Origin of the sequence: Pseudomonas morbosilactucae (assembly GCF_023241715.1) — a bacterium.
In the GTDB taxonomy this organism is placed as follows: Bacteria; Pseudomonadota; Gammaproteobacteria; order Pseudomonadales; family Pseudomonadaceae; genus Aquipseudomonas; species Aquipseudomonas morbosilactucae.
On record NZ_JALQCW010000013.1, the window covers coordinates 39,609 to 62,071 of the forward strand.

Genomic DNA, 22,463 nt, shown 5'->3' on the forward strand with positions numbered 1-22,463 from the left:
TTATGCGTCGCGCCCTGCTCTTCGCTTGCGCTCTGTTCGCCCTGCCCCTCGTGCAGGCGGCAGACCTTCAACCTTTCTCCGCCAGCTACACCGCCGACTGGAAACAACTGCCGATGAGCGGCACGGCTGAACGTAGCCTGGAAAAATCCAGCAACGGTGCCTGGAAGCTCAGCTTCAAGGCCTCGATGATGATCGCCAGCCTGAGTGAAGAAAGCACCCTGACCCTGGACAAGGACACCCTCCTGCCGCAGTCCTACCACTTCGAGCGCGGCGGCCTGGGCAAAGCCAAGAAAGCCGACCTGGACTTCGACTGGACCGCCAAGATGGTCACCGGCACCGATCGCGGCGACCCGGTCAAGCTGCCACTGAACCGGGGCATGGTGGATAAGTCCACCTACCAACTGGCCTTGCAGCACGACGTGGCAGCCGGCAAGAAAAGCATGAGCTACCAGGTGGTTGATGGCGGCGAAGTCGACACCTATGACTTCCGCGTCCTGGGCACCGAGAAAGTCGACACCAAAGCTGGCCAGATCGAAGCGATCAAGGTTGAGCGGGTTCGCGACCCGACACAAAGCAAACGCATCACCGTGATGTGGTTCGCCAAAGATTGGGACTACCTGCTGGTACGCCTGCAACAGGTCGAAACCGACGGCAAGGAGTACAACATCATGCTCCTCAACGGCACCGTCAACGGCAAGGCCGTCAAAGGCAGCTAACGCAACACGGTCCGTTCGTTAAGAAAAACGCCGCTTCTCTTCCAGAGCAAGCGGCGTTTTTTTTGCCTCGCACATACCCGTTTAGCGAGCTTGAAGATGAAACTTTTGTCATGAAACCTTCGTGCCTGCGACCAAATGTCACGGTTTGCGCGGGCTGCAGCACTGTCGCAAATCCTGCAAAGGACTGTTGCAAATCCAGGCGATTTACTTAGCCAGCTAACAAAACATATAACGGAGTCCTGCACACGCCTTGCTGCAGATCAACAGAGATTGGAGCTAGCAGATGACTGTAAAAGTGACTGAACGCGACGATTCACACATGTCCCATGAAGGCGTAGCCGCGGGTGTACGGATCTGGGATGTGCATCAACAAGACTTGCTGGTCGGCATGTTCCACTCCGAGAGCGATGCCCACAGCTACAAGGCTGAGCTGGAGCTGCAAGAGCAAAACCGCGCCAGCCAGACTCAATAATCACCGACTTGAAAGCACAAACCCCGCTGATAAGCGGGGTTTGTCGTTTTACCACATCAGATCGTCAGGGATCTGGTAGGCCGCGTACGGATCGTCCTCGTCCGGCGCCTCGGTTGGCTCGTTGAGCTGCACGATACGTCGTGGGTCGCGCTCCTGGATCTTCAGCGCCGCCTCACGGGGGATCACTTCGTAACCGCCACCGTGATGCACGATAGCCAGCGAGCCGCTGCTCAGCTTGTTGCGCATCAGGGTGTTCACCGACAGGCGCTTGACCTTCTTGTCGTCGACGAAGTTGTAGTAGTCCTCGGTGGTTAGCTTGGGCAGGCGCGACACCTCGATCAGTTGCTTGATCTGGGCGGTGCGGGCCTTCTGCTCGGCCTTCTCCTGCTGCTGGCGGTTGAGCTCTTGGTCGCGCTTGACCTTCTCGGCCATGGCCTCCTGGGCCGCGCGCTGCTGGGAATCATCCAGCTCAATCTGCCCCTTGTGGGCCAGGCGCTGCTGCTTCTGTTTGTCTTTGCTGACCTGCTTGGCCTGCTTTTGGTTGACCAACCCTGCTTTGAGCAACTGGTCGCGAAGGGAAATGCTCATGATGCTTACTCACTTAGGCAACGGCCTCAGCCACAGCTGGGCAAATTCTTTTCCTGGCGTTTGGCTTCACCCCACAGGGCGTCCAACTCTTCGAGGGTGCAATCTTCTATTGGGCGGCGGGTGTCACGCAATGCCTGCTCGATAAATCGGAAACGTCTTTCGAACTTGGCGTTGGCGCCGCGCAAGGCCGTCTCCGGGTCCACCTTGAGGTGCCGGGCCAGATTGACCACGGAAAACAGCAAGTCCCCCAACTCATCGCTGACCCCGGCCGGGTCATTGTCGGCCATGGCCTCCAACACTTCATCGAGCTCTTCCCGGACCTTGTCCACCACCGGCAAGGCATGGGGCCAGTCAAACCCGACCTGGGCCGCACGCTTCTGCAACTTGGCGGTGCGCGACAAGGCTGGCAACGCCGTGGGCACATCGTCGAGCAAGGACAACTGCAGCGGCGCCTCGGATTTCTCGGCGCGCTCCTCGGCCTTGATCTCCTCCCAGCGCTGCTTGACCTGCTCCTCGTCGAGCCGCGCAATGTCCAGCGGCGCGTACAAGTCCCCAGTGGGAAACACATGGGGATGGCGACGGATCAGCTTGCGGGTAATGCTGTCGACCACCCCGTCGAATTCGAAACGCCCCTCTTCCCGGGCCAACTGGCTGTAATACACCACCTGGAACAGCAGGTCGCCCAGCTCACCCTGCAGGTGATCAAAATCTCCGCGCTCAATGGCATCGGCGACTTCGTAGGCTTCTTCAAGGGTGTGGGGGACGATGCTGGCGTAAGTTTGCTTGATGTCCCAAGGGCAGCCGTATTGCGGGTCGCGCAGGCGTGCCATGAGGTGCAGCAGGTCTTCAAGGCTGTACATCGATTGATCCATTTCACAGGCATGGCCATGGCCGTCGTCGCGGAGTGCGACAACGGCCACAGAGGATGGCTACGGCGTCCGGTTGCGACGGGTCTCGATGATGTTCGGCAACTGGGAAATACGCCCCAGCAACCGCCCCAACGCGTCCAGCCCCGGAATCTCGATGGTCAGGGACATCAACGCGGTGTTGTCCTCTTTGTTCGAGCGGGTGTTGACCGCCAGCACGTTGATCCGCTCGTTGAGCAACACCTGGGACACATCTCGCAGCAGACCGGAACGGTCGTAGGCGCGGATGATGATGTCCACCGGGTAGGTCAACACCGGCACCGGGCCCCAGCTGACCTGAATGATCCGCTCGGGCTCGCGCCCGCCCAATTGCAACACCGAGGCGCAGTCCTGACGGTGAATGCTCACGCCACGCCCCTGGGTGATGTAACCGACGATGGCGTCCCCGGGCAGCGGCTGGCAGCAGCCGGCCATCTGGGTCATCAGGTTGCCCACGCCCTGGATCTGGATATCCCCACGCTTGCCCGGCTTGTAACCGGCGGCCTTGCGTGGAATCAGTTCCAGTTGTTCGTTGCCACGCTCCGGCTCGACCAATTGCTGGGCCAGGTTGACCAGTTGCGCCAGGCGCAGGTCACCGGCCCCCAGGGCGGCAAACATGTCCTCGGCGGTTTTCATGTTGGCCTTTTCGGCCAACTTGTCGAAGTCCACCTGAGGCAAGCCCAGGCGATTAAGTTCGCGCTCAAGCAGGGTCTTGCCGGCAGCGACGTTCTGGTCCCGCGCCTGCAACTTGAACCAGTGGACGATCTTCGCCCGCGCTCGGGACGTGGTGACGTAGCCCAGGTTCGGGTTCAGCCAGTCACGGCTCGGCGTGCCGTGCTTGCTGGTGATGATCTCCACCTGCTCGCCGGTCTGCAGGCTGTAGTTGAGCGGCACGATGCGCCCGTTGATCTTCGCGCCCCGGCAGTTGTGGCCGATCTCGGTGTGCACCCGGTAAGCGAAGTCCAGCGGCGTGGCGCCCTTGGGCAAATCGATCGCGTGCCCATCAGGGGTGAAGATGTACACCCGGTCCGGCTCGATATCCACCCGCAACTGCTCGGCCAGGCCGCCGATGTCGCCCAGCTCCTCGTGCCATTCCAGCACTTGCCGCAGCCAGGAGATCTTCTCTTCGTAATGGTTGGAACCGGATTTGACGTCGGTGCCCTTGTACTTCCAGTGCGCACAGACCCCCAACTCCGCCTCTTCGTGCATCGCGTGGGTACGGATCTGCACTTCCAGCACCTTGCCCTCGGGACCGATCACCGCGGTGTGCAGCGAGCGGTAGCCGTTTTCCTTGGGGTTGGCGATGTAGTCGTCAAATTCCTTGGGGATGTGCCGCCACAGGGTGTGGACGATCCCCAGCGCGGTGTAGCAATCGCGCATTTCCGGCACCAGCACCCGCACGGCGCGCACGTCGTAGATCTGGCTGAACTCCAGCCCCTTGCGCTGCATTTTGCGCCAGATGGAATAGATGTGCTTGGCCCGGCCGCTGATATCCGCGTCTACGCCGGTGGCCTGCAACTCGTTCTGCAACTGGTTCATCACGTCGCTGATAAAGCGCTCGCGGTCCAGGCGCCGCTCGTGCAGCAGCTTGGCGATCTGTTTGTACTGGTCGGGTTCCAGGTAGCGGAAGGACAGGTCCTCCAGCTCCCACTTGATATGGCCGATCCCCAGGCGGTGAGCCAGGGGCGCATAGATGTCGAACACCTCGCGGGCGACCCGGTTGCGCTTCTCGTCGTCGGCGGTTTTCACCGCACGAATCGCGCAGGTGCGCTCGGCCAGCTTGATCAGCGCCACGCGTACGTCGTCGACCATCGCCACCAGCATTTTGCGCAGGTTTTCCACCTGGGCCTGGGTGCCCAGCACCAGGGACTGGCGAGGGCTGAGGCTGGCGCTGATGGCGGCCATGCGCAGCACGCCGTCGATCAGCTTGGCGACCACCGGACCAAAACGCTGGCTGACCGCCGGCAACTGGATCTGGCCTTCACGCACGCCACGGTAAAGTACCGCGGCCAGCAGCGAATCCTGGTCCAGCTTGAGGTCCGCGAGAATCTCGGCGATCTCCAGCCCCGTGCGAAAACTCGACGTGCCTTCGGCCCAGAGATTCTTCGCCGCATTGTGTTGTTGCTCGGCCTCACGAGCGAACTCGCAGGCCTCCTTCAAGGCTTCACGGTCCAGCGCGATGTCGACGCTGACCGCATGATCGAGCCATGCCTCGAGATTGATACTGCCGTCGGTGTTGATCGGCTGGTGCGCTCTCACCTGTACCATGTTGCTTTACCTTCCCTACGACGCACATTCAATGCGTCAAATCGCTGACCTTCGTTGCCAGTGCCTGCTCGCAGGGCCTACGAACGTTGCCTGGCGGGCCAGTCGGATTAGACAAGCCATCCTAGCTTGCTTCAAATAACGCCATGGCTTCGACATGCGCCGTCTGAGGAAACATATCGAGGATCCCGGCACGTTTTAACCGATAGCCCTGTTTGACCAATTCGACCGTGTCACGCGCCAAAGTTGCAGGGTTGCATGACACATAAACCAACCGCTTGGCGCCGAGGCTCGCAAGCTGGCGAACCACCTCGAAAGCACCGTCGCGGGGTGGGTCCAAGAGTACCGCAGAAAAGCCCTCGCTGGCCCATTCGGCAGCCCCCAGGGGCTGGGATAAATCGGCCTGAAAAAACTGCGTGTTATGCAAATTATTACTAGCCGCATTGTCTGCAGCGCGGGCCACCATGGTTGCCACGCCTTCCACCGCCACCACATGCTGCACAGCCTGGGCCAGGGGCAGGGCAAAGTTGCCCAGCCCGCAAAACAGATCCAGTACCCGCTCATGCGCCTGGGGCGCCAGCCAGTTCAGTGCCTGGGCGACCATGGCTTCATTGACCCCGGCATTGACCTGCACGAAATCCCCCGGCCGATAGGCCAGTTGCAGGTTCCAGGACTCCAGGCGATAGCCCAGGGGCTGGCTCGGGTCCACCGGTTGCGGCTCACCTTCACCGTGCAGCCACAGCTGGGCCTCATGAAAGGCACAGAATTCCTTGAGGATGGTCAGGTCCGCCTCGGACAACGGGGCCATGTGCCGCAACAGCACGGCAATCGCCGAACCGCTGAACAGTTCCACATGCCCCAGGGCCTGAGGTTTGCTCAAGCGTCGCAGCATGGCCGGCAAGCGGCTCATGATCGGTTGCAATGCCTGTACCAGCACCGGGCAATCGTCGATGGCGATGATGTCCTGGCTGCCGGCGGCACGGAATCCCACCTCAAGCTTCTTGCCCTTGGCGTCCCACCGCACGGCCACGCGGGCGCGCCGTCGATAACCGAACTCGGGGCCGCTCAAAGGCGCCGCCCACTCCTCGGGTTCAACCCCGGCCACCCGCGACAATTGCTCGGCGAGCATGCGCTGTTTCAGGGCAAGCTGTTCGTCGTGGGGCAGGTGCTGCACGCTGCAGCCACCACAACGGCCGGCGTGGGCACAGGGCGCGGGGCGCCGCAAATCACTGGCACTGAAGATCCGTTCGGCGCGGGCTTCCACCACTTTGGCATGGGCACCCAGCACCCGGGCTTCGACCTCTTCACCCGCCAGGGCGCCGGTGACGAACCAGGTACGGCCTTCCAGGAAGGCAATGCCGCGCCCATCGTTGGCCAGACGCTCAATGCTCAGGCGCTGTTTTTTACCGACGGGGATCTGCGGGGCCCGACTACCGCCCGAAGGCTGGAAGCGCAGGCCTCTCTCGTGCTTAGCCATCAGTTGGGCGCATCGAAAATGCCGGTCGACAGGTAACGATCGCCACGGTCGCAGATGATCGCCACCATGACTGCGTTTTCCAGCTCGCGGGACAGGCGCAACATGGCCGCCACCGCACCGCCCGACGACACGCCGCAGAAGATGCCTTCTTCACGGGCCAGGCGCCGGGTCACGTCTTCGGCTTCACTCTGGGCCATATCGACAATGCGATCGACGCGGCTGGCCTGGTAGATTTTCGGCAGGTACTCCTCGGGCCAGCGGCGGATGCCGGGGATAGCCGAACCTTCCATGGGTTGCAGACCGACGATCTGCACCTCGGGGTTCTGTTCTTTCAGGTAGCGCGAGGTGCCCATGATGGTGCCGGTGGTGCCCATGGAGCTGATGAAATGGGTGATGCCACCTTGAGTCTGGCGCCAGATTTCCGGGCCGGTACCGGTGTAGTGGGCTTCCGGGTTATCGCCATTGGCGAACTGGTCGAGCACCTTGCCGCGACCTTCGGCCTGCATGCGCTCGGCCAGGTCCCGGGCCCCTTCCATGCCCTCTTCCTGGCTGACCAGGATCAGCTCGGCGCCATAGGCAGTCATGGCCGCCTTGCGCTCGGCGCTGGAGTTGTCGGGCATGATCAGGATCATTTTGTAACCCTTGATCGCCGCAGCCATGGCCAGGGCGATGCCGGTGTTGCCCGAGGTCGCTTCAATCAGGGTGTCGCCCGCCTGGATCTGCCCACGCAACTCGGCGCGGGTAATCATCGACAGTGCCGGACGGTCCTTGACCGAACCCGCCGGGTTATTACCCTCGAGCTTGAGCAGCAGGGTGTTGCTGGTGGCGCCGGGCAGGCGCTGTAAACGAACCAGCGGAGTGTTGCCGACGCAATCGGCGATGGTGGGGTACTGCAAGGTCATGGCGTATTCGCAATCCAGACTGCGGGGGCGACTATCATACCGGCAAACGTGCGACGGCCATATCACGCAAAGTGCGGGACTTATCGCTGAAAGATATAAGCAAAAAACCTCTCACTATTAAGCCTGCGCCTAGGCATCAGCGGCGAGCAGGCGCATGTGCAGGCGCAGCCCATGGCCGGTGTTCTCGGCCCACAGATACCCACCCTGGCGCTGCACCGCATTGCGCGCAATGCTCAGGCCCAGGCCAAAGCCGCCATTGCCCGGGCGCGAACCATCCAGGCGGGTAAACGGAGCGAAGATTCGCTCCAACTCTTCCTCGGCCACCCCCGGCCCCTGGTCATCCAGCCACAGGTTCCAGTATTGGCCGTCCCGGTAACCGCCCAGGCTGACCACGCCCCCCGGCGGTGAATGGCGAATGGCGTTGCGCAGAATATTTTCCAGGGCCTGGGCCAGGGTATTCAGGTGGCCGCGCACCCAGCAGGACGCGTCCAGTTCACAGCTCAGTTGCCCCGGCGACCAGCCGCTTTCAAAGCAGGCGTTCTCGCTGAGCATTTCCCACAAGGCCTGGACCTGGATCCGTTCTTCGGCCAGCGGCGCACGCTCGGTGTCCAGCCAGGCCAGTTGCAGGCTGTCTTCCACCAGGCGCTGCATGCCATCCACCTCGCGCCCCAGGCGCTCACGCAAGGCCGGTAGGCTCTGTTCGCCATCGCAGGCCACCCGTAGGCGGCTCAGGGGCGTGCGCAATTCATGGGACAGGTCGCGCAACAACTGCTGCTGCACCAGCACCGTGCTTTGCAGGCGCTCGGACATCTGGTCGAAGGCCCGCCCCAGTTCGCCCAGTTCATCCTTGCGCTGAGTGGTTTGATGGGACACGCGTGCCGTCAACTGCTCGGCCCGCCAGGCGTTGGCCTGCTCACGCAGTTGATTGAGGGGCACCACCAGCAGACGGTAGAGGCCCACGCACAGCAACAGAGTAAAGACCCCGGGAATCACTCCGTTGGTGATGGCCTGCCAAAACACCCGATAACGCCCAGGCATAAAACGCTGGGGCAGTTCGATCACCAGGCTGCCGGCGGACGGGTCATCGGGGAAGGGGATTTTCAGCCAGGGCAAACCGCGGGTGTGCCGACTGACCGGCCAATCGATGCCCCGCAAGAAGGTCAGGCGCTGCACGTCCTGCCAGCGCAACGGCTGATTACCCAGGGACTGCAGGTCGCCGCCGATGACGCCGATCCAGGTGCTTTCCCGCTGGCTCATGCGCTGCAGCCAGGCATCGACGCCGTCACGGCCACTGCGATTCCAGGCTTGCTCCGCCGCTTGCGCGTAACGGTTCAGGGTGCGATGGGCATCGTCGGAGAGGTAGAGGTTGCGCTGCTCCACATAACGCCCCCAGGACCAACTCAGCCAGATCATCAGCAGGCAAAAGCCCACCAAGAGAAACGCCAGCTTCCAGAACAGCGAATGCCTGCCGGGCAAATCAGAGCATTTCATCGACGGCACTCAGCACATAACCCTTGCCCCAGACTGTGCGCACTTCACGCTCGGCATAGCCGACCGCCTTGAGCTTGCGACGAATCTGGCTGACGTGCATGTCCAGGCTGCGGTCGTGGGGCGCATAACCGCGCTGCAGCACATGCTGATAAAGGAAGGCTTTGCTGAGCACCTCTTCGCTGCTGCGGTGCAGGGTTTCCAGCAGACGGTATTCGCTGCGGGTCAGCCCGGCCCACTGTTCGGCGAAGTACACGTCGCACAGCTCATCGTCAAAACGCAGGCTTTGCGCATCACTGGGCAACGGCAGCGGCATGGGCCGACGATCCAGGGCCACGCGCCGCAGAATGGCTTCGATACGCACCCGCAACTCGGCCATGCTGAAGGGCTTGGGCAGGTAGTCGTCGGCGCCCAGGCGAAAGCCACTGATGCGATCGGCCTCCGCGCCCAGGGCCGACATCAGCACCACGGGGGTGGAATGGCTCTGGCGCAAATGGGTGAGCACCGCCAAGCCGTTCATGCCCGGCAGCAGGATGTCCATCAACACCACGTCGAACGCTTCACGGCGGGCCAGTCCCAGGCCTTCCTGGCCGTTCTGGCACCAAGTCACGTCAAAACCACAGTGAACCAATTGCTCGTGCACGTAGGCGCCGAGCACCAGATCATCTTCAATCGCCAGGATACGGGGCTGACCAATAGGTACGGGTGTCATTAGCTTCTGCAAGTCATTCTCAATTACGCGATTATTCGTGATTGCCCGAAAGCGATCAACCGGTGCCGGAGTCCCACCCGGACAAACCGCCCGCCGGTAGCGGCCACCCCGGATCAATTTGCCGGGATCACGCCCCCGCAAATCGCTACACTGCGCAGGTGGCGCAGGATGCGAAGCCTGCCAATCCTTTGAAAACACTGTGGTAGCGGGAGAGTTGGGTGCTTAAGAAACTGGGGATTAAAGGCCGCGTGCTGTTGCTGACCTTGCTGCCAACCAGCCTGATGGCCGTGGTGCTGGGTGGCTACTTCACCTGGATGCAGCTCTCGGACCTGCAAACCCAGCTTCTGCAACGCGGTGAAATGATTGCCGAACAACTGGCGCCCCTGGTGGCCCCGGCCATGGGCAACAAAAATGCCGACGTGCTGGAGCGCATCGCCACCCAGTCCCTGGAACAGCAGGACGTGCGCGCCGTGTCTTTTCTCGCCGCCGATCGCACGCTCCTGGCCCATGCCGGTCCGAGCATGCTCAATCAGCCACCGCTGGGTAACGGCAACCACATGATGCAGCGCACCGGCAGCGATGCGACCCGTTACCTGCTACCAGTGTTCGGCCGGCACCGCAACCTGGCCGGCGAGCTGATTCCCGACGAAGCCGATCGCCTGCTGGGCTGGGTGGAACTGGAGTTGTCCCACAGCGGCATGCTGCTGCGCGGGTACCGCAGCCTGTTTGCCAGCCTGCTGCTGATCATCGCCGGGCTGGCCTGCACCGCGCTGCTGGCCTTGCGCATGGGCCGCACCATCAACGACCCGCTGAATAAAATCAGCCAGGCGGTGGCCCAACTCAAGGACGGCAATCTGCAAACCCGCCTGCCGCCCCTGGGCAGCCAGGTGCTCGACGAGTTGGCGTCCGGCATCAACCGCATGGCCAGCACCCTGCAAAACGCCCAGGAAGAATTGCAGCACAGCATCGACCAGGCCACGGAAGACGTGCGCCAGAACCTGGAAACCATCGAGATCCAGAACATCGAGCTGGACCTGGCGCGCAAGGAGGCCCTGGAGGCCAGCCGCATCAAGTCGGAGTTCCTGGCCAACATGAGCCATGAAATCCGCACTCCGCTCAACGGCATCCTGGGCTTCACCCACCTGCTGCAGAAAAGTGAACTGACCCCACGCCAGCTGGATTACCTGGGCACCATCGAAAAGTCCGCCGACAACCTGCTGGGAATCATCAACGAAATCCTCGATTTCTCGAAAATCGAAGCCGGCAAGCTGGTGCTCGACAGTATCCCCTTCAACCTGCGGGACCTGTTGCAAGACACCCTGACCATCCTCGCCCCGGCCGCCCACGCCAAGCAGCTGGAACTGGTGAGCCTGGTCTACCGCGATACGCCGCTGTCCCTGGTGGGCGACCCGCTGCGCCTGCGGCAGATCCTTACCAACCTGGTGAGCAACGCCATCAAGTTCACCCGCGAAGGCACCATCGTCGCCCGCGCCATGCTCGAAGAGGAGCATGAAGACAGCGTGCAACTGCGCATCAGCATCCAGGACACCGGCATCGGTTTGTCCAGCCAGGACGTGCGCGCCCTGTTCCAGGCCTTCAGCCAGGCCGACAATTCCCTGTCGCGCCAACCCGGCGGTACCGGGCTGGGCCTGGTGATTTCCAAGCGCTTGATCGAACAGATGGGCGGCGAGATCGGCGTCGACAGCACCCCGGGCGAAGGCTCCGAATTCTGGATCAGCCTAAGCCTGCCCAAAACCCGCGACGATGCCGAAGACCTGCCCGCCCCGCCGCTGCTGGGACGTCGAGTGGCGGTCCTGGAGAATCACGAACTGGCCCGCCAGGCGCTGCAACACCAGCTGGAAGACTGCGGCCTGGACGTCATCCCGTTCAACACCCTGGAAGCCCTGGCCAATGGCATCACCGGGGTGCATCAGACCGATCAGGCCATCGACCTGGCGGTGCTGGGCATCACCAGCAACGACATGCCGCCCGAGCGCCTGAGCCAGCACATCTGGGACCTGGAACACCTGGGCTGCAAAGTCCTGGTGCTGTGCCCAACCACCGAGCAAACGCTGTTCCAGTTGACGGTGCCCAACCCCCACAGCCAGTTGCAGGCCAAGCCCGCCTGCACCCGCAAACTGCGACGCGCGCTCTCCGACCTGGTGATCCCGCGCCAGGTGCGCAACGAGCCGGGTGAGCCCCTGTCCAGCCGCGCCCCGCGAGTGCTGTGCGTCGATGACAACCCGGCCAACCTGCTGCTGGTGCAGACCCTGCTGGAAGACATGGGGGCCAAGGTGCTGGCGGTGGACAGCGGCTATGCCGCACTCAAGGCGATCCAGACCGAATCGTTCGACCTGGTGATGATGGACGTGCAGATGCCGGGCATGGACGGCCGCCAAAGCACCGAGGCGATCCGCCAATGGGAAAGCGAGCGCCACGGCACACCGCTGCCTATTGTCGCCCTCACCGCCCACGCCATGGCCAACGAGAAACGCGCCCTGCTGCAAAGCGGCATGGATGACTACCTGACCAAACCCATCAGCGAACGGCAACTGGCCCAGGTAGTACTGAAGTGGACCGGCCTGGCCCTGCGCAACCAGGGCCCGGAGCGCACCAGCGAATTCCACGGCAGCGGTTCCGAACTGCTGGTGCTGGACCCCGAGGAAGGCTTGCGCCTGGCGGCCGGCAAGGCCGATCTGGCGGCGGACATGCTGGCCATGTTGCTGGCCTCGCTGGAGGCCGACCGCGAAGCCATTCGCAACGCCCGCAGCACCGGCAACCACAATGCCCTGATCGAACGCGTGCACCGCCTGCACGGGGCCACGCGCTACTGTGGCGTACCGCAATTGCGCGCCGCCTGTCAGCGCAGCGAGACCTTGCTCAAGCAAGAAGACATTAAGGCCCCGGCAGCCCTGGATGAGCTGGACAAGGCCATCCAGCGCCTGGCGAGCGAGGCCCGGATCAACGCCTGATGACCCATGGCAATGCCGGTGCGACCGGGCACCGGCATGCTATGGCCCCCTCACGTGACAAGGATGAACACATGCGCACGATCCTCTTCAGCAGCCAGACCTATGACCGCGACAGCTTTCTCGCGGCCGAGCAACCGCCGGGCATCGTCTTGCAGTTTCAAGAGGCGCGCTTGAGCCTCGACACGGTCGCCCTGGCCGAGCGCCATGAAGTGGTCTGCGCCTTTATCAATGATGATTTGAGTGCCCCTGTGCTGGAACAATTGGCGGCCGGCGGAACCCGCCTGATCGCCCTGCGCTCGGCCGGCTACAACCACGTCGACCTGCTGGCTGCCAAACGCCTGGGGCTGAGTGTGGTCAGGGTGCCGGCCTACTCGCCCCACGCGGTGGCCGAACACGCCGTGGCCCTGATCCTGGCCTTGAACCGACGCCTGCACCGCGCCTACAACCGCACCCGCGAGGGCGATTTCACCCTGCATGGGCTGACCGGTTTCGACCTGGTGGGCAAAACCGTGGGCATCGTCGGCACCGGGCAGATTGGCGCCACCTTCGCCAGGATCATGGCCGGCTTCGGCTGCCAGTTGCTGGCCTACGATCCCTACCCTAACCCTGAAGTCCAGGCCCTCGGCGCCCGGTACCTGGAGCTGCCGGAGCTGTTGGCGCAATCGCAGATCATCAGCCTGCATTGCCCCCTCACCGCCGACAACAAGCACCTGATCAACCGCCAGAGCCTGGCCCACATGCAACCCGGGGCGATGCTGATCAACACCGGACGCGGCGGCCTGGTGGACACCCCGGCGCTGATCGACGCCCTGAAGGACGGTCAATTGGGCTACCTGGGCCTGGACGTCTATGAAGAAGAGGCCCAGCTGTTTTTCGAGGACCGCTCCGACCTGCCGTTGCAGGACGATGTGCTGGCCCGCCTGCTGACCTTTCCCAACGTGATCGTCACCGCGCACCAGGCCTTCCTGACCCGCGAAGCCCTGGCCGCCATTGCCGAGACCACCCTGCACAACATCGCCGCCTGGGCCGCAGGCCAGGCGCAGAACCTGGTGCATGGCTGAGCCTGCCGCGCCGGGCTGATCGAAGGTCGCCTGGCTGCAACCTTAGGCACGGAAGCGCGTGCTAGCATACGCCGCAGATTTGGAGGACCCATGGTCGAACACGATTTCCGCTACAGCCTGATGAACCCGCAACACACCCTTATTGAATGCCGCGCCCTGGTACCGGGCCGCTATCAAGTCACCGGCAACGGCGGCTCGATCCGCAACGACGACGTACTGATCGTCACCCTCAAGGGCAGCAAGGACCTGTCCATGCGCCTGACCGTGGAAACGGTGCGCCACCTGATCAACCCGGTGGGGCAATGGGTGGCCGTGGCTCGCGGCCCGGTATTTGGCGAACTGGCGATTCACCAGTGGCAAGTCAACTGCAACAGCTGCGAAACCCAACTGAATTTCGAGTTCGCGGTGGACGCCAAGCTTGGCAACAAAGCCCAGAAACCGGCCGCCAGCGCGCGAATCGCCGAGTTGGGCTGGGCCAGCGAAGGTGAACACCATCGCTGCCCGAAATGCCAGCGAGCGGCCTCATGAAACGCCTGTTACTCGCCACGGCCCTAGGCCTCGGCCTTTTCGGCTGTGCCGCCGAGCCGGTCAAGCCGCAACAGGACCGCAGCTATGTGCTGGAGTGGATCGGCGCACGGCCCTTGATCGACAACAGCCACCTGACCATCACCCTGGGCGCCGATGGCCGCGCCTATGGCAACGGCGGCTGCAATCATTGGTTCGCACCGTACAACCTAGACGGCGACAGCCTCAGCTTCGGCAAGGTCGGCAGCACCCGCAAACTGTGCGCCCCGGCCCTGATGGAGCAAGAGCGGCGGTTCCTGCAAGCCCTGCAAGGGGTGCAACGCTGGGACATCTCGCCGATCGACCAACTGCGTTTCTGGCCAGCCGAAGGCAAGCCGCTGCGCTGGTGGCTCGAAGAAGGTTGAAGGACATTCGCCGTCAGCCACCCCAGGGTTCACCCAGGGCGGCTGACGGCGAAAGGTCATTGGGCGCTACGCAGCGCCTGCAGCTTGGCGGTCACTCCGGCGGCCGTCTGTTCCCCCATCAGCTGCTCACGCACCTTGCCCTTGTCATCAATGATGAAGGTCACGGGTAGTGCTTCACTGCGCGGCAGTTCGAAGTGTTCCGCAGGGTCCTGGGCCAGTACGGTGAATTTGATGCCCAGTTTTTCACTGACGCTTTTCAATTCCTCGCCCTGCACATTATCGAAATTGACCCCCAATACCGTAACCGGCTGCCCCTTGAGCTGTTCGCTCAGGGCATTGAGCTCGGGAATCTCGGTCCGGCACGGGCCGCACCACTCCGCCCAGTAGTTGAGCACCAGCCAGTGCTTGTCCACGCGCTCGGCCGAGACCTTCTGGCCATGCTGGTCGACCCCGTAATCGTTGCCGCAGCCGCTCAGCAGCAGGGTGCCGAAAATCGCCAGTGCCGCCGCCAGTTGCCTTGTCATGCGCTGTTCCTTGTCTGAAAAATGATCTGAAACTTATTGCGGCTGCGACCCATCGCCTCCCACGGTTCAGCAGGGCCCGCCGCGCAGGTAGAATAGCCGCCACCTTACGCAAGATGCGACCCGCTCATGACCGATCTGACGCTTTATCACAACCCGCGTTGCTCGAAATCCCGTGCCGCCCTGGAGCTTTTGGAGCAACGTGGCCTGGCCCCGACCGTGGTCCGTTACCTGGAAACCCCGCTGGATGCCGAGCAATTGCAACGCCTGCTGGCCAAGCTCGGGATCAGCGCCCGGCAACTGCTGCGCAACGGCGAAGACGAGTACAAGGCCCTGAACCTGGCCGATACCGAGCTCAGTGAAAGCCAGTTGATCGCCGCCATCGCCGAGCATCCAAAACTCATGGAGCGGCCGATCCTCGAAACCGCAGACAAGGCCATCATCGGCGGCGCCGGAGAACGTGCTGGAGATCCTGCCGTGAGCACGCCCTACATCCTGGTGCTGTATTACAGCCGCAACGGCTCGACCAACGAGATGGCCCGGCAGATTGCCCGGGGCATCGAGCAAGGTGGTATGGAGGCCCGCCTGCGCACCGTGCCGGCGATTTCCAGCGAGTGCGAAGCCGTGGCGCCGAGCATCCCCGAAGCTGGCGCACTGTACGCCAGCCTCGACGACCTCAAGCATTGCTCGGGCCTGGCCCTGGGCAGCCCGACCCGTTTCGGCAACATGGCGGCGCCACTCAAGTACTTCCTCGACGGCACCAGCAACCTGTGGCTGACGGGCGCCCTGGTGGGCAAGCCCGCCGGCGTGTTCACCTCCACCGCCAGCCTGCACGGCGGCCAGGAAAGCACCCTGCTGTCGATGATCCTGCCGCTGCTGCACCACGGCATGCTGATCACCGGCCTGCCCTACAGTGAATCGGCCCTGCTGGACACCCGTGGCGGCGGTACGCCCTACGGTGCCAGCCACCATGCCGGCGCCGACGGCAAGAGCCCCCTGGACGAACATGAAATAGCCCTCTGCCGGGCACTGGGTCTGCGCCTGGCCAAAACCGCCGGGCTACTGGAGAGCAAGCGTGGCTAAGAAGCCGAAAGTCCTGCCGGCGGTGGAGTGGCTGGAGCCCCGGGTGCGTATCGCCCGGGTGCTGAGCCTGGTCTGCTTCTTCGCCCTGATCGGCCTGCTGGCCGGCTACTACCTGTGGGTCGCCGACCTGCATGGCGCCCGTCCCTGGGTGATCCTGCTGGTCGAGCTGGTGCCCCTGCTGTTGATGGCCCCCGGCATGCTCACCGGCAGCGCCCGCGGGCACTCCTGGATGTGTTTCGTGGTCAATCTGTACTTCATCAAGGGCGCCCTGGCCGCGTACGACCCGAACCGTCATCTGTTCGGCCTGCTGGAGATGCTCGCCAGCCTGGCTCTGTTCTGCTCGGCCCTGCTGTATGTGCGCTGGCGTTTCCAGCTCAACCGCAAGCTGGCCGGCGAAGGCGCATCCAGCCCGGCGTGAGTCGCGCCGCGGCCAGCCACCGGACTGGCCGCCGCTACCGCTTGGCAGACAGACGCCCTGATACCCACGACTTTTCTCGGAGCAGGCATGCACGATTACAAATGGTTGAATGAATACTGTCTTAACCGCTTCGGCTCCAAAGCGGCCCTGGAAGATCACCTGCCGAGCCCGGCCAGCCCCGAGTTCCTGCGCTCGCTAAGCGCTGATCGCTACCTGTCGACCCTCGCCCTGCGGGTGTTTCGCGCAGGCTTGAAACACAGCCTGGTGGACGCCAAATGGCCGGCCTTCGAAGAAGTGTTCTTTGGCTTCGACCCGGAAAAGGTGGTGTTAATGGGTGCCGAGCACCTAGAGCGACTGATGCAGGACACGCGCATCATCCGCCATCTGGGCAAGCTCAAGAGCGTGCCGCGCAATGCGCAGATGATTCTCGATGTGGAAAAACAGCACGGTAGCTTCGGCCAGTTCATCGCTGACTGGCCGAGCGACGATATCGTCGGGTTGTGGCAGTACCTGGCCAAGCACGGCAACCAGATGGGCGGTCTGTCGGCGCCGCGCTTCCTGCGGATGGTGGGCAAGGACACCTTCATCCCGACCTGGGACGTGGTGGCCGCCCTCAACGCCCAGAACATCGTCGACAAAGTGCCCAGCAGCAAGCGCGACCAGGCATTGGTTCAAGAGGTGTTCAATCAGTGGCAGCAGGAAAGCGGCCGCCCGCTGTGCCAACTGTCAGCCATGCTGGCCTACACCGTGAATCACTGATAACCCCGCCAAACCCAGGGCCAGGCCCCGGCAATGCCTGGCCTGGGCTGCTAGCCCCTCCAGCGCCGGAGTCAGGGCCTAGAGGTTGACCACATTGACGAAGCGCGAGGCCGCGCTTTCGTCGATCCGTAGGTTGTTGAAGTCGAACAGGTTGCGGTCCGCCAATTGGGACGGAATCACATTCTGTAGGCCGCGGAAAATACTCTCGGTGCGCCCCGGAGTCTTGCGCTCCCACTCCTGAAGCATCTCCTTGACCACCTGACGCTGCAGATTTTCCTGAGAGCCGCAGAGGTTGCAGGGGATGATCGGGAACTGCTTGAAGTCGGAATAGGCCTGGATGTCCTTCTCGTTGCAGTAGGCCAGCGGACGGATCACCACATTGCGCCCGTCATCGGCACGCAGCTTGGGCGGCATGGCCTTGAGCGAGCCGTTGTAGAACATATTGAGGAAGAAGGTTTCGACGATGTCATCGCGATGATGACCAAGGGCCATCTTGGTCGCCCCGATCTCGTCGGCAAAGGTGTACAGGGTGCCGCGACGCAGGCGCGAGCACAGTGAACAGGTGGTCTTGCCTTCCGGGATCAGCTCCTTGACCACCGAGTACGTGTCCTTCTCGACGATGTGGTATTCGATCCCCAATTCCTTGAGGTACGCCGGCAGCACATGCTCGGGAAACCCTGGCTGCTTCTGGTCCATGTTCACGGCGACGATCTCGAACTTGATCGGCGCGACCTTCTGCAGGTGCAGCAACACATCAAGCATGGTGTAGCTGTCCTTGCCGCCGGACAGGCAAACCATGACCTTGTCACCGTCTTCGATCATGTTGAAATCGGCGACCGCTTCCCCCGCCAGACGGCGAAGGCGTTTCTGCAGTTTGTTCTGGTTGACCGTAAGAGTGCCCATGGCGCTTGAAATCCGCGAGGTGTGTGACGAAAAGCCAGATATTTTACGCAAAAACCCCGGTTCGGCAAAAGCCTGGGCCGCCCGCCAGCCTGGGGTATGCAGGTGGCGATTAAGCGGCGGTTTTACAGCGCAATTTGCTCTAAGAGCCCCGCCCCTATTGGGCAAGCCCTTCTATACTGCGACATAAGGTCGCATGAATGTTCAGACCTTTACCTTACTTGGCCGCTGGCCTGTAGGCGCTCCACTGGGGGGCGATGGCAACACAACAGGAGTGACTGACTATGATCCATCATGTCGTAGGACTCTTCACCCACCCTGACCAGGAATGGCGCGAAATTCGTGGCGACAAAGAAGAAAGCATCAGCCACATGTACCTCACCCACACCCTGGTCCTCGCCGCGATCCCGGCGATTTCAGCCTTTATCGGTACCACCCAGGTTGGCTGGGTCATCGGCAGTCGGGCGCCGGTCATGCTGACCACCGAAAGCGCACTGTGGATGACCATCATGTCGTACCTGTCGATGCTCGGCGGTGTGGCGGTCATGGGCGCGTTTGTCCACTGGATGGCCCGCACCTACGATGCCAACCCAAGCCTGGCGCGCTGCATCGCATTCGCCACCTACACCGCGACACCGCTGTTCGTCGGCGGGTTGGCGGCGCTGTATCCCCATATGTGGCTGGGGATGATCGTCGGCACGGCGGCCATCTGCTACACGGTGTACCTGCTGTATGTAGGGCTACCGACCTTCATGAACATTCCTGCGGACGAGGGTTTCCTGTTCTCAAGTTCAGTGCTGGCCGTAGGGCTGGTGGTGCTGGTGGCGATCATGGCGTTCACCGTGATCGTCTGGGGCCTGGGCGTCGGCCCTGTGTATACCAACTGACGCCTTCCGAAAACTATAAATCTGCCAATACAGGCCGCCGCAAGGCGGCCTTCTAATTTCAGCGGGTGCATGTCATCGAACATGACCATTCGGCGCCTGAACGATTCGGCAAACCGGGTATTTGCGGCATACTCGCCCTCTCTGGAGAACCGTTAAGCATGCCCGAGCAACTCAATACCCGCGTCGAAGACTGTTTCCAACTCGCTGAATCCTTTTTCAAACGCCCTTTCAAACGCCCGGTGGTCAGCCTCAAGCTGCGCGGTCAGAAAGCCGGTGTCGCCCATCTGCACGAGAACCTGCTGCGCTTCAACCCCCAGCTGTACCGGGAAAACAGCGAAGACTTCCTCAAGCAGACCGTGGCCCATGAAGTGGCCCACCTGATTGCCCACCAGCTGTTCGGCGAACGCATTCAGCCCCATGGCGAAGAATGGCAACTGATCATGCGCGGCGTGTACGAATTGCCGCCCAATCGCTGCCACACCTACGAGGTCAAGCGCCGCAGCGTGGCCCGCTACATCTACCGTTGCCCCTGCCCCGACAGTGATTTCCCGTTCTCGGGGCAACGCCACAACCTGGTGAAGCAGGGGCGGCGCTACCTGTGCCGACGCTGTCGGAACACCTTGGTGTTCAGCGGAGAAACCCGGGTGGAGTGACGTCCGGCAGGTGCAACACCAACCATCTGCTGGTTAGACGATGACCTTGGCCCCACGCAATTCCTCGATGCGCTCAGGGCTGTAGCCCAGTTCAGCCAATACCTCCGCGCTATGAGCGCCGAGGCCGGCACCGATATGCCGAGGCGCCGGCAAGCCCTGGGAGAACTTCAGCGGGCAGGCGATCTGCGCCTGGCTGCTGCCGTCGCCACGAGGCACTTGCTGGACCAACTCTCGCGCCTGCAATTGGGGATGGGCCAGGGCTTCGGCCAGGCTCAGCACCGGCTCGACGCAAGCATCAAGGGGGGCGAACAGGGCACAGAGTTCGGCGAAATCGTGCTTTTCAAACTCGATCTGCAGGGCTTGCTTGAGCGCCTGTTGCTGGCCCGGTTCGGGCGACAGGCCCAAGACCGCCAGTTCCGGCCGCCCCAGGGCCTGACACAGCGCCTGCATAAACCCCGGCTCCAGGCTGCCCACCGAAAGCCAACGGCCATCACGGCTGCGGTAGTAGTCATAAAAGCTGCCGCCATTGAGCAGTTGGTCTTCCCTTTCAGGCTCCACGCCGCAGGCCAGGTAACCGGCGCCAGCCATGGCGTGCAGGCTGAACACACAGTCGGTCATGCTCACGTCCAGGTGCTGACCCTGACCGCTATGCTGGCGGGCGATCACCGCCGCCAGCAAGGCGATCACCCCGTGCAACGAACCACCGGCAATGTCCGCCGCCTGGATCCCCAGGGGCAGCGGCCCGCTGTCTTGGCGCCCGGTGTAACTGGCCAACCCCGACAGTGCCAGGTAGTTGATGTCGTGCCCGGCGCGATCCTTGTAGGGGCCGGTCTGGCCGTAGCCGGTGATGGAGACATAAATCAGCCGCGGGTTGATCGCCTTCAACGCCTCGTAACCCAGGCCCAGGCGCTCCATCACCCCCGGGCGGAATTGCTCGAGGACAATGTCATGCTCCAGCACCAGTTGCTTGACCACCTCCAGTGCCGCCGGCTGCTTGAGGTCCAGGGCCAGGCTGCGTTTATTGCGGTGTAGATAGGCATGGCTGGCGGAAGTCCCCTGGTCGTAGGGCGGCAGCACCCGCAACAGGTCCGTGCGACTCGGCGATTCGATGCGCAGCACCTCGGCGCCCATGTCAGCCAACAACAACGAGGCGAACGGCCCCGGCAACAGGGTGGAAAAATCCAAAACCTTGAGTGATGCCAACGGCCCCGGCATAACGCTGCTCCTCTGTGGATCGACTGTTCCACAGAGTAGGCAGCCGCGCCGCCAGCGGCAATTACCCTATGCATCCGCCAGACTGACCATTGCGCTCAAATTCCAGGCGATAAAAAACCCGCCGAAGCGGGTTTTTTAGTACAGCCTTGCTTACTTGACGGTTGGCGCCGGACCTTCGGCAACGCCCAGGTCGTCTTCTTCACGGGTGTCGGAGATGCCACGACCACCGGAAGCCAGCTCAACCTGCAGCTTGTCTTCGTCCAGCTCCTTGACCCACTTGGCAACCACCAGGGTAGCCACAGCGTTGCCCACCAGGTTGGTCAGGGCGCGGGCTTCGGACATGAAGCGGTCGATACCCAGGATCAGTGCCAGGCCGGCAACCGGCAGGTGGCCCACGGCGGACAGGGTCGCTGCCAGCACGATGAAGCCGCTACCGGTAACGCCTGCAGCGCCCTTGGAGGACAGCAGCAGCACCAGCAACAGGGTGATCTGGTGGGTGATGTCCATGTGGGTGTCAGTCGCTTGAGCGATGAACACCGCCGCCATGGTCAGGTAGATCGAGGTACCGTCGAGGTTGAACGAGTAACCGGTTGGGATCACCAGGCCGACCACCGACTTCTTGGCACCCAGGCGCTCCATCTTGATCAGCATGCGTGGCAGTGCCGATTCCGAGGAGGACGTACCCAGCACGATCAACAGCTCTTCACGGATGTAGCGGATCAGCTTCAAGACGCTGAAACCGTGGGCGCGGCAGATACCGCCCAGTACCACCAGTACAAAGAGTACGCAGGTGATGTAGAAGCAGATCATCAGTTGACCCAACTGCACCAGCGAACCTACGCCGTAGGCGCCGATGGTGAAGGCCATGGCACCCAACGCACCGATAGGCGCCAGTTTCATGATCATGTTGATGATGTTGAACATCACGTGGGCGAAGCGATCGATGAAGTCCAGCACCGGCTTGCCGTAGGCACCCAGGCGATGCAGGGCGAAACCGAAGATCACCGAGAACATCAGCACTTGCAGGATGTCGCCGGTGGCGAAAGCGCCGACGATGGTCGACGGAATCACGTTGAGGATGAAGCCGACAATGCTCTGGTCAGCGCCTGCAGTCACATAGGCAGCGACTTTCGAAGCGTCCAGGGTGGCGACGTCGATGTGCATGCCGTTGCCCGGCTGCACGACGTTGACCACGATCAGACCGATCAGCAGGGCAACAGTGGAAACGATTTCGAAGTACAGCAGCGCGTAGCCGCCGGTCTTGCCGACCGATTTCATGCTCTGCATGCCAGCGATACCGCTGACCACGGTGCAGAAGATGATGGGGGCGATGACCATTTTGATCAGTTTGATGAACCCGTCACCCAGCGGCTTCAAGGCCACGCCGGTCTGAGGATAGAAGTGACCGAGCAGGATGCCGATGGCGATGGCAACGATCACCTGGAAGTACAGGGTTTTGTAGAAGGGCTGACGAGTCGTCATTGCAAGTTTCCTCAAGAGCCTCGGTGTACACCATCCATCGATGCACACGACGCCTAAA

At 62.4% G+C, this 22,463-nt stretch carries 22 protein-coding genes and 1 pseudogene; 12 read left to right on the forward strand and 11 right to left on the reverse strand.

Features of this window, described 5'->3' with window-relative positions; translation table 11 throughout:
• Window positions 1-2 precede the first annotated feature (2 nt).
• Entirely contained in the window at window positions 3-716 is a 714-nt protein-coding gene (locus tag M1B34_RS07270) for a DUF3108 domain-containing protein (RefSeq protein ID WP_123328398.1), read from the forward strand.
• A gap of 283 nt (window positions 717-999) precedes the next feature.
• The gene (locus M1B34_RS07275) at window positions 1,000-1,188 is read left to right on the forward strand and encodes a hypothetical protein (RefSeq protein ID WP_123328399.1); all 189 of its coding nucleotides are present in this window, start codon (window positions 1,000-1,002) and stop codon (window positions 1,186-1,188) included.
• A 48-nt stretch (window positions 1,189-1,236) separates the two neighbouring features.
• On the opposite strand, the gene M1B34_RS07280 is transcribed toward M1B34_RS07275, so the two are convergent.
• The 7 genes from M1B34_RS07280 to M1B34_RS07310 all read right to left on the reverse strand — a co-directional run bounded on the left by M1B34_RS07280 (window position 1,237) and on the right by M1B34_RS07310 (window position 9,525).
• Window positions 1,237-1,776, reverse strand: a complete 540-nt coding sequence (locus M1B34_RS07280; protein WP_123328400.1) for a DUF2058 domain-containing protein — start codon at window positions 1,774-1,776, stop codon at window positions 1,237-1,239.
• Window positions 1,777-1,802: 26 nt separating this feature from the next.
• Window positions 1,803-2,636, reverse strand: coding sequence for a nucleoside triphosphate pyrophosphohydrolase (mazG, locus tag M1B34_RS07285; RefSeq protein WP_268264766.1), 834 nt, complete (start codon window positions 2,634-2,636; stop codon window positions 1,803-1,805).
• Between the two features lie 69 nt (window positions 2,637-2,705).
• The gene (gene relA, locus M1B34_RS07290) at window positions 2,706-4,949 is read right to left on the reverse strand and encodes a GTP diphosphokinase (protein WP_268261651.1); all 2,244 of its coding nucleotides are present in this window, start codon (window positions 4,947-4,949) and stop codon (window positions 2,706-2,708) included.
• A 121-nt stretch (window positions 4,950-5,070) separates the two neighbouring features.
• On the reverse strand, window positions 5,071-6,423 hold the full coding sequence (rlmD, locus tag M1B34_RS07295; protein WP_268264767.1) for a 23S rRNA (uracil(1939)-C(5))-methyltransferase RlmD: 1,353 nt from the start codon (window positions 6,421-6,423) through the stop codon (window positions 5,071-5,073).
• Window positions 6,423-7,325 (reverse strand): cysteine synthase CysM, encoded by a 903-nt coding sequence (gene cysM / locus M1B34_RS07300; protein WP_123328404.1) that lies wholly within the window; start codon window positions 7,323-7,325, stop codon window positions 6,423-6,425. Before cysM ends, rlmD begins: the two co-directional genes overlap by 1 nt.
• A 129-nt stretch (window positions 7,326-7,454) precedes the next feature.
• A complete protein-coding gene (locus M1B34_RS07305; protein ID WP_268264768.1) occupies window positions 7,455-8,816 on the reverse strand; it encodes a sensor histidine kinase in 1,362 nt (453 codons plus the stop codon).
• Entirely contained in the window at window positions 8,803-9,525 is a 723-nt protein-coding gene (locus M1B34_RS07310) for a response regulator transcription factor (protein WP_268264769.1), read from the reverse strand. Before M1B34_RS07310 ends, M1B34_RS07305 begins: the two co-directional genes overlap by 14 nt.
• A 218-nt stretch (window positions 9,526-9,743) precedes the next feature.
• Here M1B34_RS07310 and M1B34_RS07315 point away from each other — a divergent pair, with 218 nt between their 5' ends.
• From M1B34_RS07315 to M1B34_RS07330, 4 genes are all read left to right on the forward strand, one after another.
• Window positions 9,744-12,497, forward strand: coding sequence for a response regulator (locus tag M1B34_RS07315; protein ID WP_268261654.1), 2,754 nt, complete (start codon window positions 9,744-9,746; stop codon window positions 12,495-12,497).
• A gap of 71 nt (window positions 12,498-12,568) precedes the next feature.
• A complete protein-coding gene (locus M1B34_RS07320; RefSeq protein WP_268264770.1) occupies window positions 12,569-13,558 on the forward strand; it encodes a 2-hydroxyacid dehydrogenase in 990 nt (329 codons plus the stop codon).
• A gap of 90 nt (window positions 13,559-13,648) precedes the next feature.
• Entirely contained in the window at window positions 13,649-14,086 is a 438-nt protein-coding gene (locus tag M1B34_RS07325) for a hypothetical protein (RefSeq protein ID WP_123328409.1), read from the forward strand.
• Entirely contained in the window at window positions 14,083-14,487 is a 405-nt protein-coding gene (locus M1B34_RS07330) for an META domain-containing protein (RefSeq protein ID WP_268264771.1), read from the forward strand. The genes M1B34_RS07325 and M1B34_RS07330 overlap by 4 nt, the downstream gene beginning before the upstream one ends.
• A gap of 56 nt (window positions 14,488-14,543) precedes the next feature.
• Here the strand turns inward: M1B34_RS07330 and M1B34_RS07335 are convergent, their stop codons facing one another.
• A complete protein-coding gene (locus tag M1B34_RS07335; RefSeq protein ID WP_268261658.1) occupies window positions 14,544-15,011 on the reverse strand; it encodes a TlpA disulfide reductase family protein in 468 nt (155 codons plus the stop codon).
• A 126-nt stretch (window positions 15,012-15,137) separates the two neighbouring features.
• Here M1B34_RS07335 and M1B34_RS07340 point away from each other — a divergent pair.
• The 4 genes and pseudogenes from M1B34_RS07340 to M1B34_RS07355 all read left to right on the forward strand — a co-directional run.
• Window positions 15,138-15,398, forward strand: a pseudogene (locus M1B34_RS07340) (ArsC/Spx/MgsR family protein); the annotation flags it as partial.
• Window positions 15,399-15,485: 87 nt separating this feature from the next.
• Complete coding sequence (gene wrbA, locus M1B34_RS07345) at window positions 15,486-16,091, forward strand: NAD(P)H:quinone oxidoreductase (protein WP_268264793.1); 606 nt, start codon at window positions 15,486-15,488, stop codon at window positions 16,089-16,091.
• Window positions 16,084-16,509: a DUF2069 domain-containing protein gene (locus tag M1B34_RS07350; protein WP_268264772.1), complete on the forward strand. Its 426-nt coding sequence runs from the start codon at window positions 16,084-16,086 to the stop codon at window positions 16,507-16,509. The genes wrbA and M1B34_RS07350 overlap by 8 nt, the downstream gene beginning before the upstream one ends.
• Window positions 16,510-16,596: 87 nt before the next feature.
• Window positions 16,597-17,268, forward strand: coding sequence for a DNA-3-methyladenine glycosylase I (locus M1B34_RS07355; RefSeq protein WP_123328415.1), 672 nt, complete (start codon window positions 16,597-16,599; stop codon window positions 17,266-17,268).
• 78 nt (window positions 17,269-17,346) lie between these two features.
• Here the strand turns inward: M1B34_RS07355 and ttcA are convergent, their stop codons facing one another.
• Entirely contained in the window at window positions 17,347-18,171 is an 825-nt protein-coding gene (ttcA, locus tag M1B34_RS07360; RefSeq protein WP_123328416.1) for a tRNA 2-thiocytidine(32) synthetase TtcA, read from the reverse strand.
• Between the two features lie 281 nt (window positions 18,172-18,452).
• Between ttcA and M1B34_RS07365 the strand changes: the two genes are divergently transcribed.
• Together M1B34_RS07365 and M1B34_RS07370 are read left to right on the forward strand one after the other, a co-directional pair.
• On the forward strand, window positions 18,453-19,055 hold the full coding sequence (locus M1B34_RS07365) for a Yip1 family protein (RefSeq protein WP_123328417.1): 603 nt from the start codon (window positions 18,453-18,455) through the stop codon (window positions 19,053-19,055).
• 158 nt (window positions 19,056-19,213) lie between these two features.
• Window positions 19,214-19,708: a SprT family zinc-dependent metalloprotease gene (locus tag M1B34_RS07370; RefSeq protein ID WP_123328418.1), complete on the forward strand. Its 495-nt coding sequence runs from the start codon at window positions 19,214-19,216 to the stop codon at window positions 19,706-19,708.
• A 33-nt stretch (window positions 19,709-19,741) separates the two neighbouring features.
• On the opposite strand, the gene M1B34_RS07375 is transcribed toward M1B34_RS07370, so the two are convergent.
• Window positions 19,742-20,923: a CaiB/BaiF CoA transferase family protein gene (locus M1B34_RS07375; RefSeq protein ID WP_268264773.1), complete on the reverse strand. Its 1,182-nt coding sequence runs from the start codon at window positions 20,921-20,923 to the stop codon at window positions 19,742-19,744.
• Between the two features lie 150 nt (window positions 20,924-21,073).
• Window positions 21,074-22,405, reverse strand: a complete 1,332-nt coding sequence (locus M1B34_RS07380) for a dicarboxylate/amino acid:cation symporter (RefSeq protein ID WP_123328420.1) — start codon at window positions 22,403-22,405, stop codon at window positions 21,074-21,076.
• Window positions 22,406-22,463: the final 58 nt, after the last annotated feature.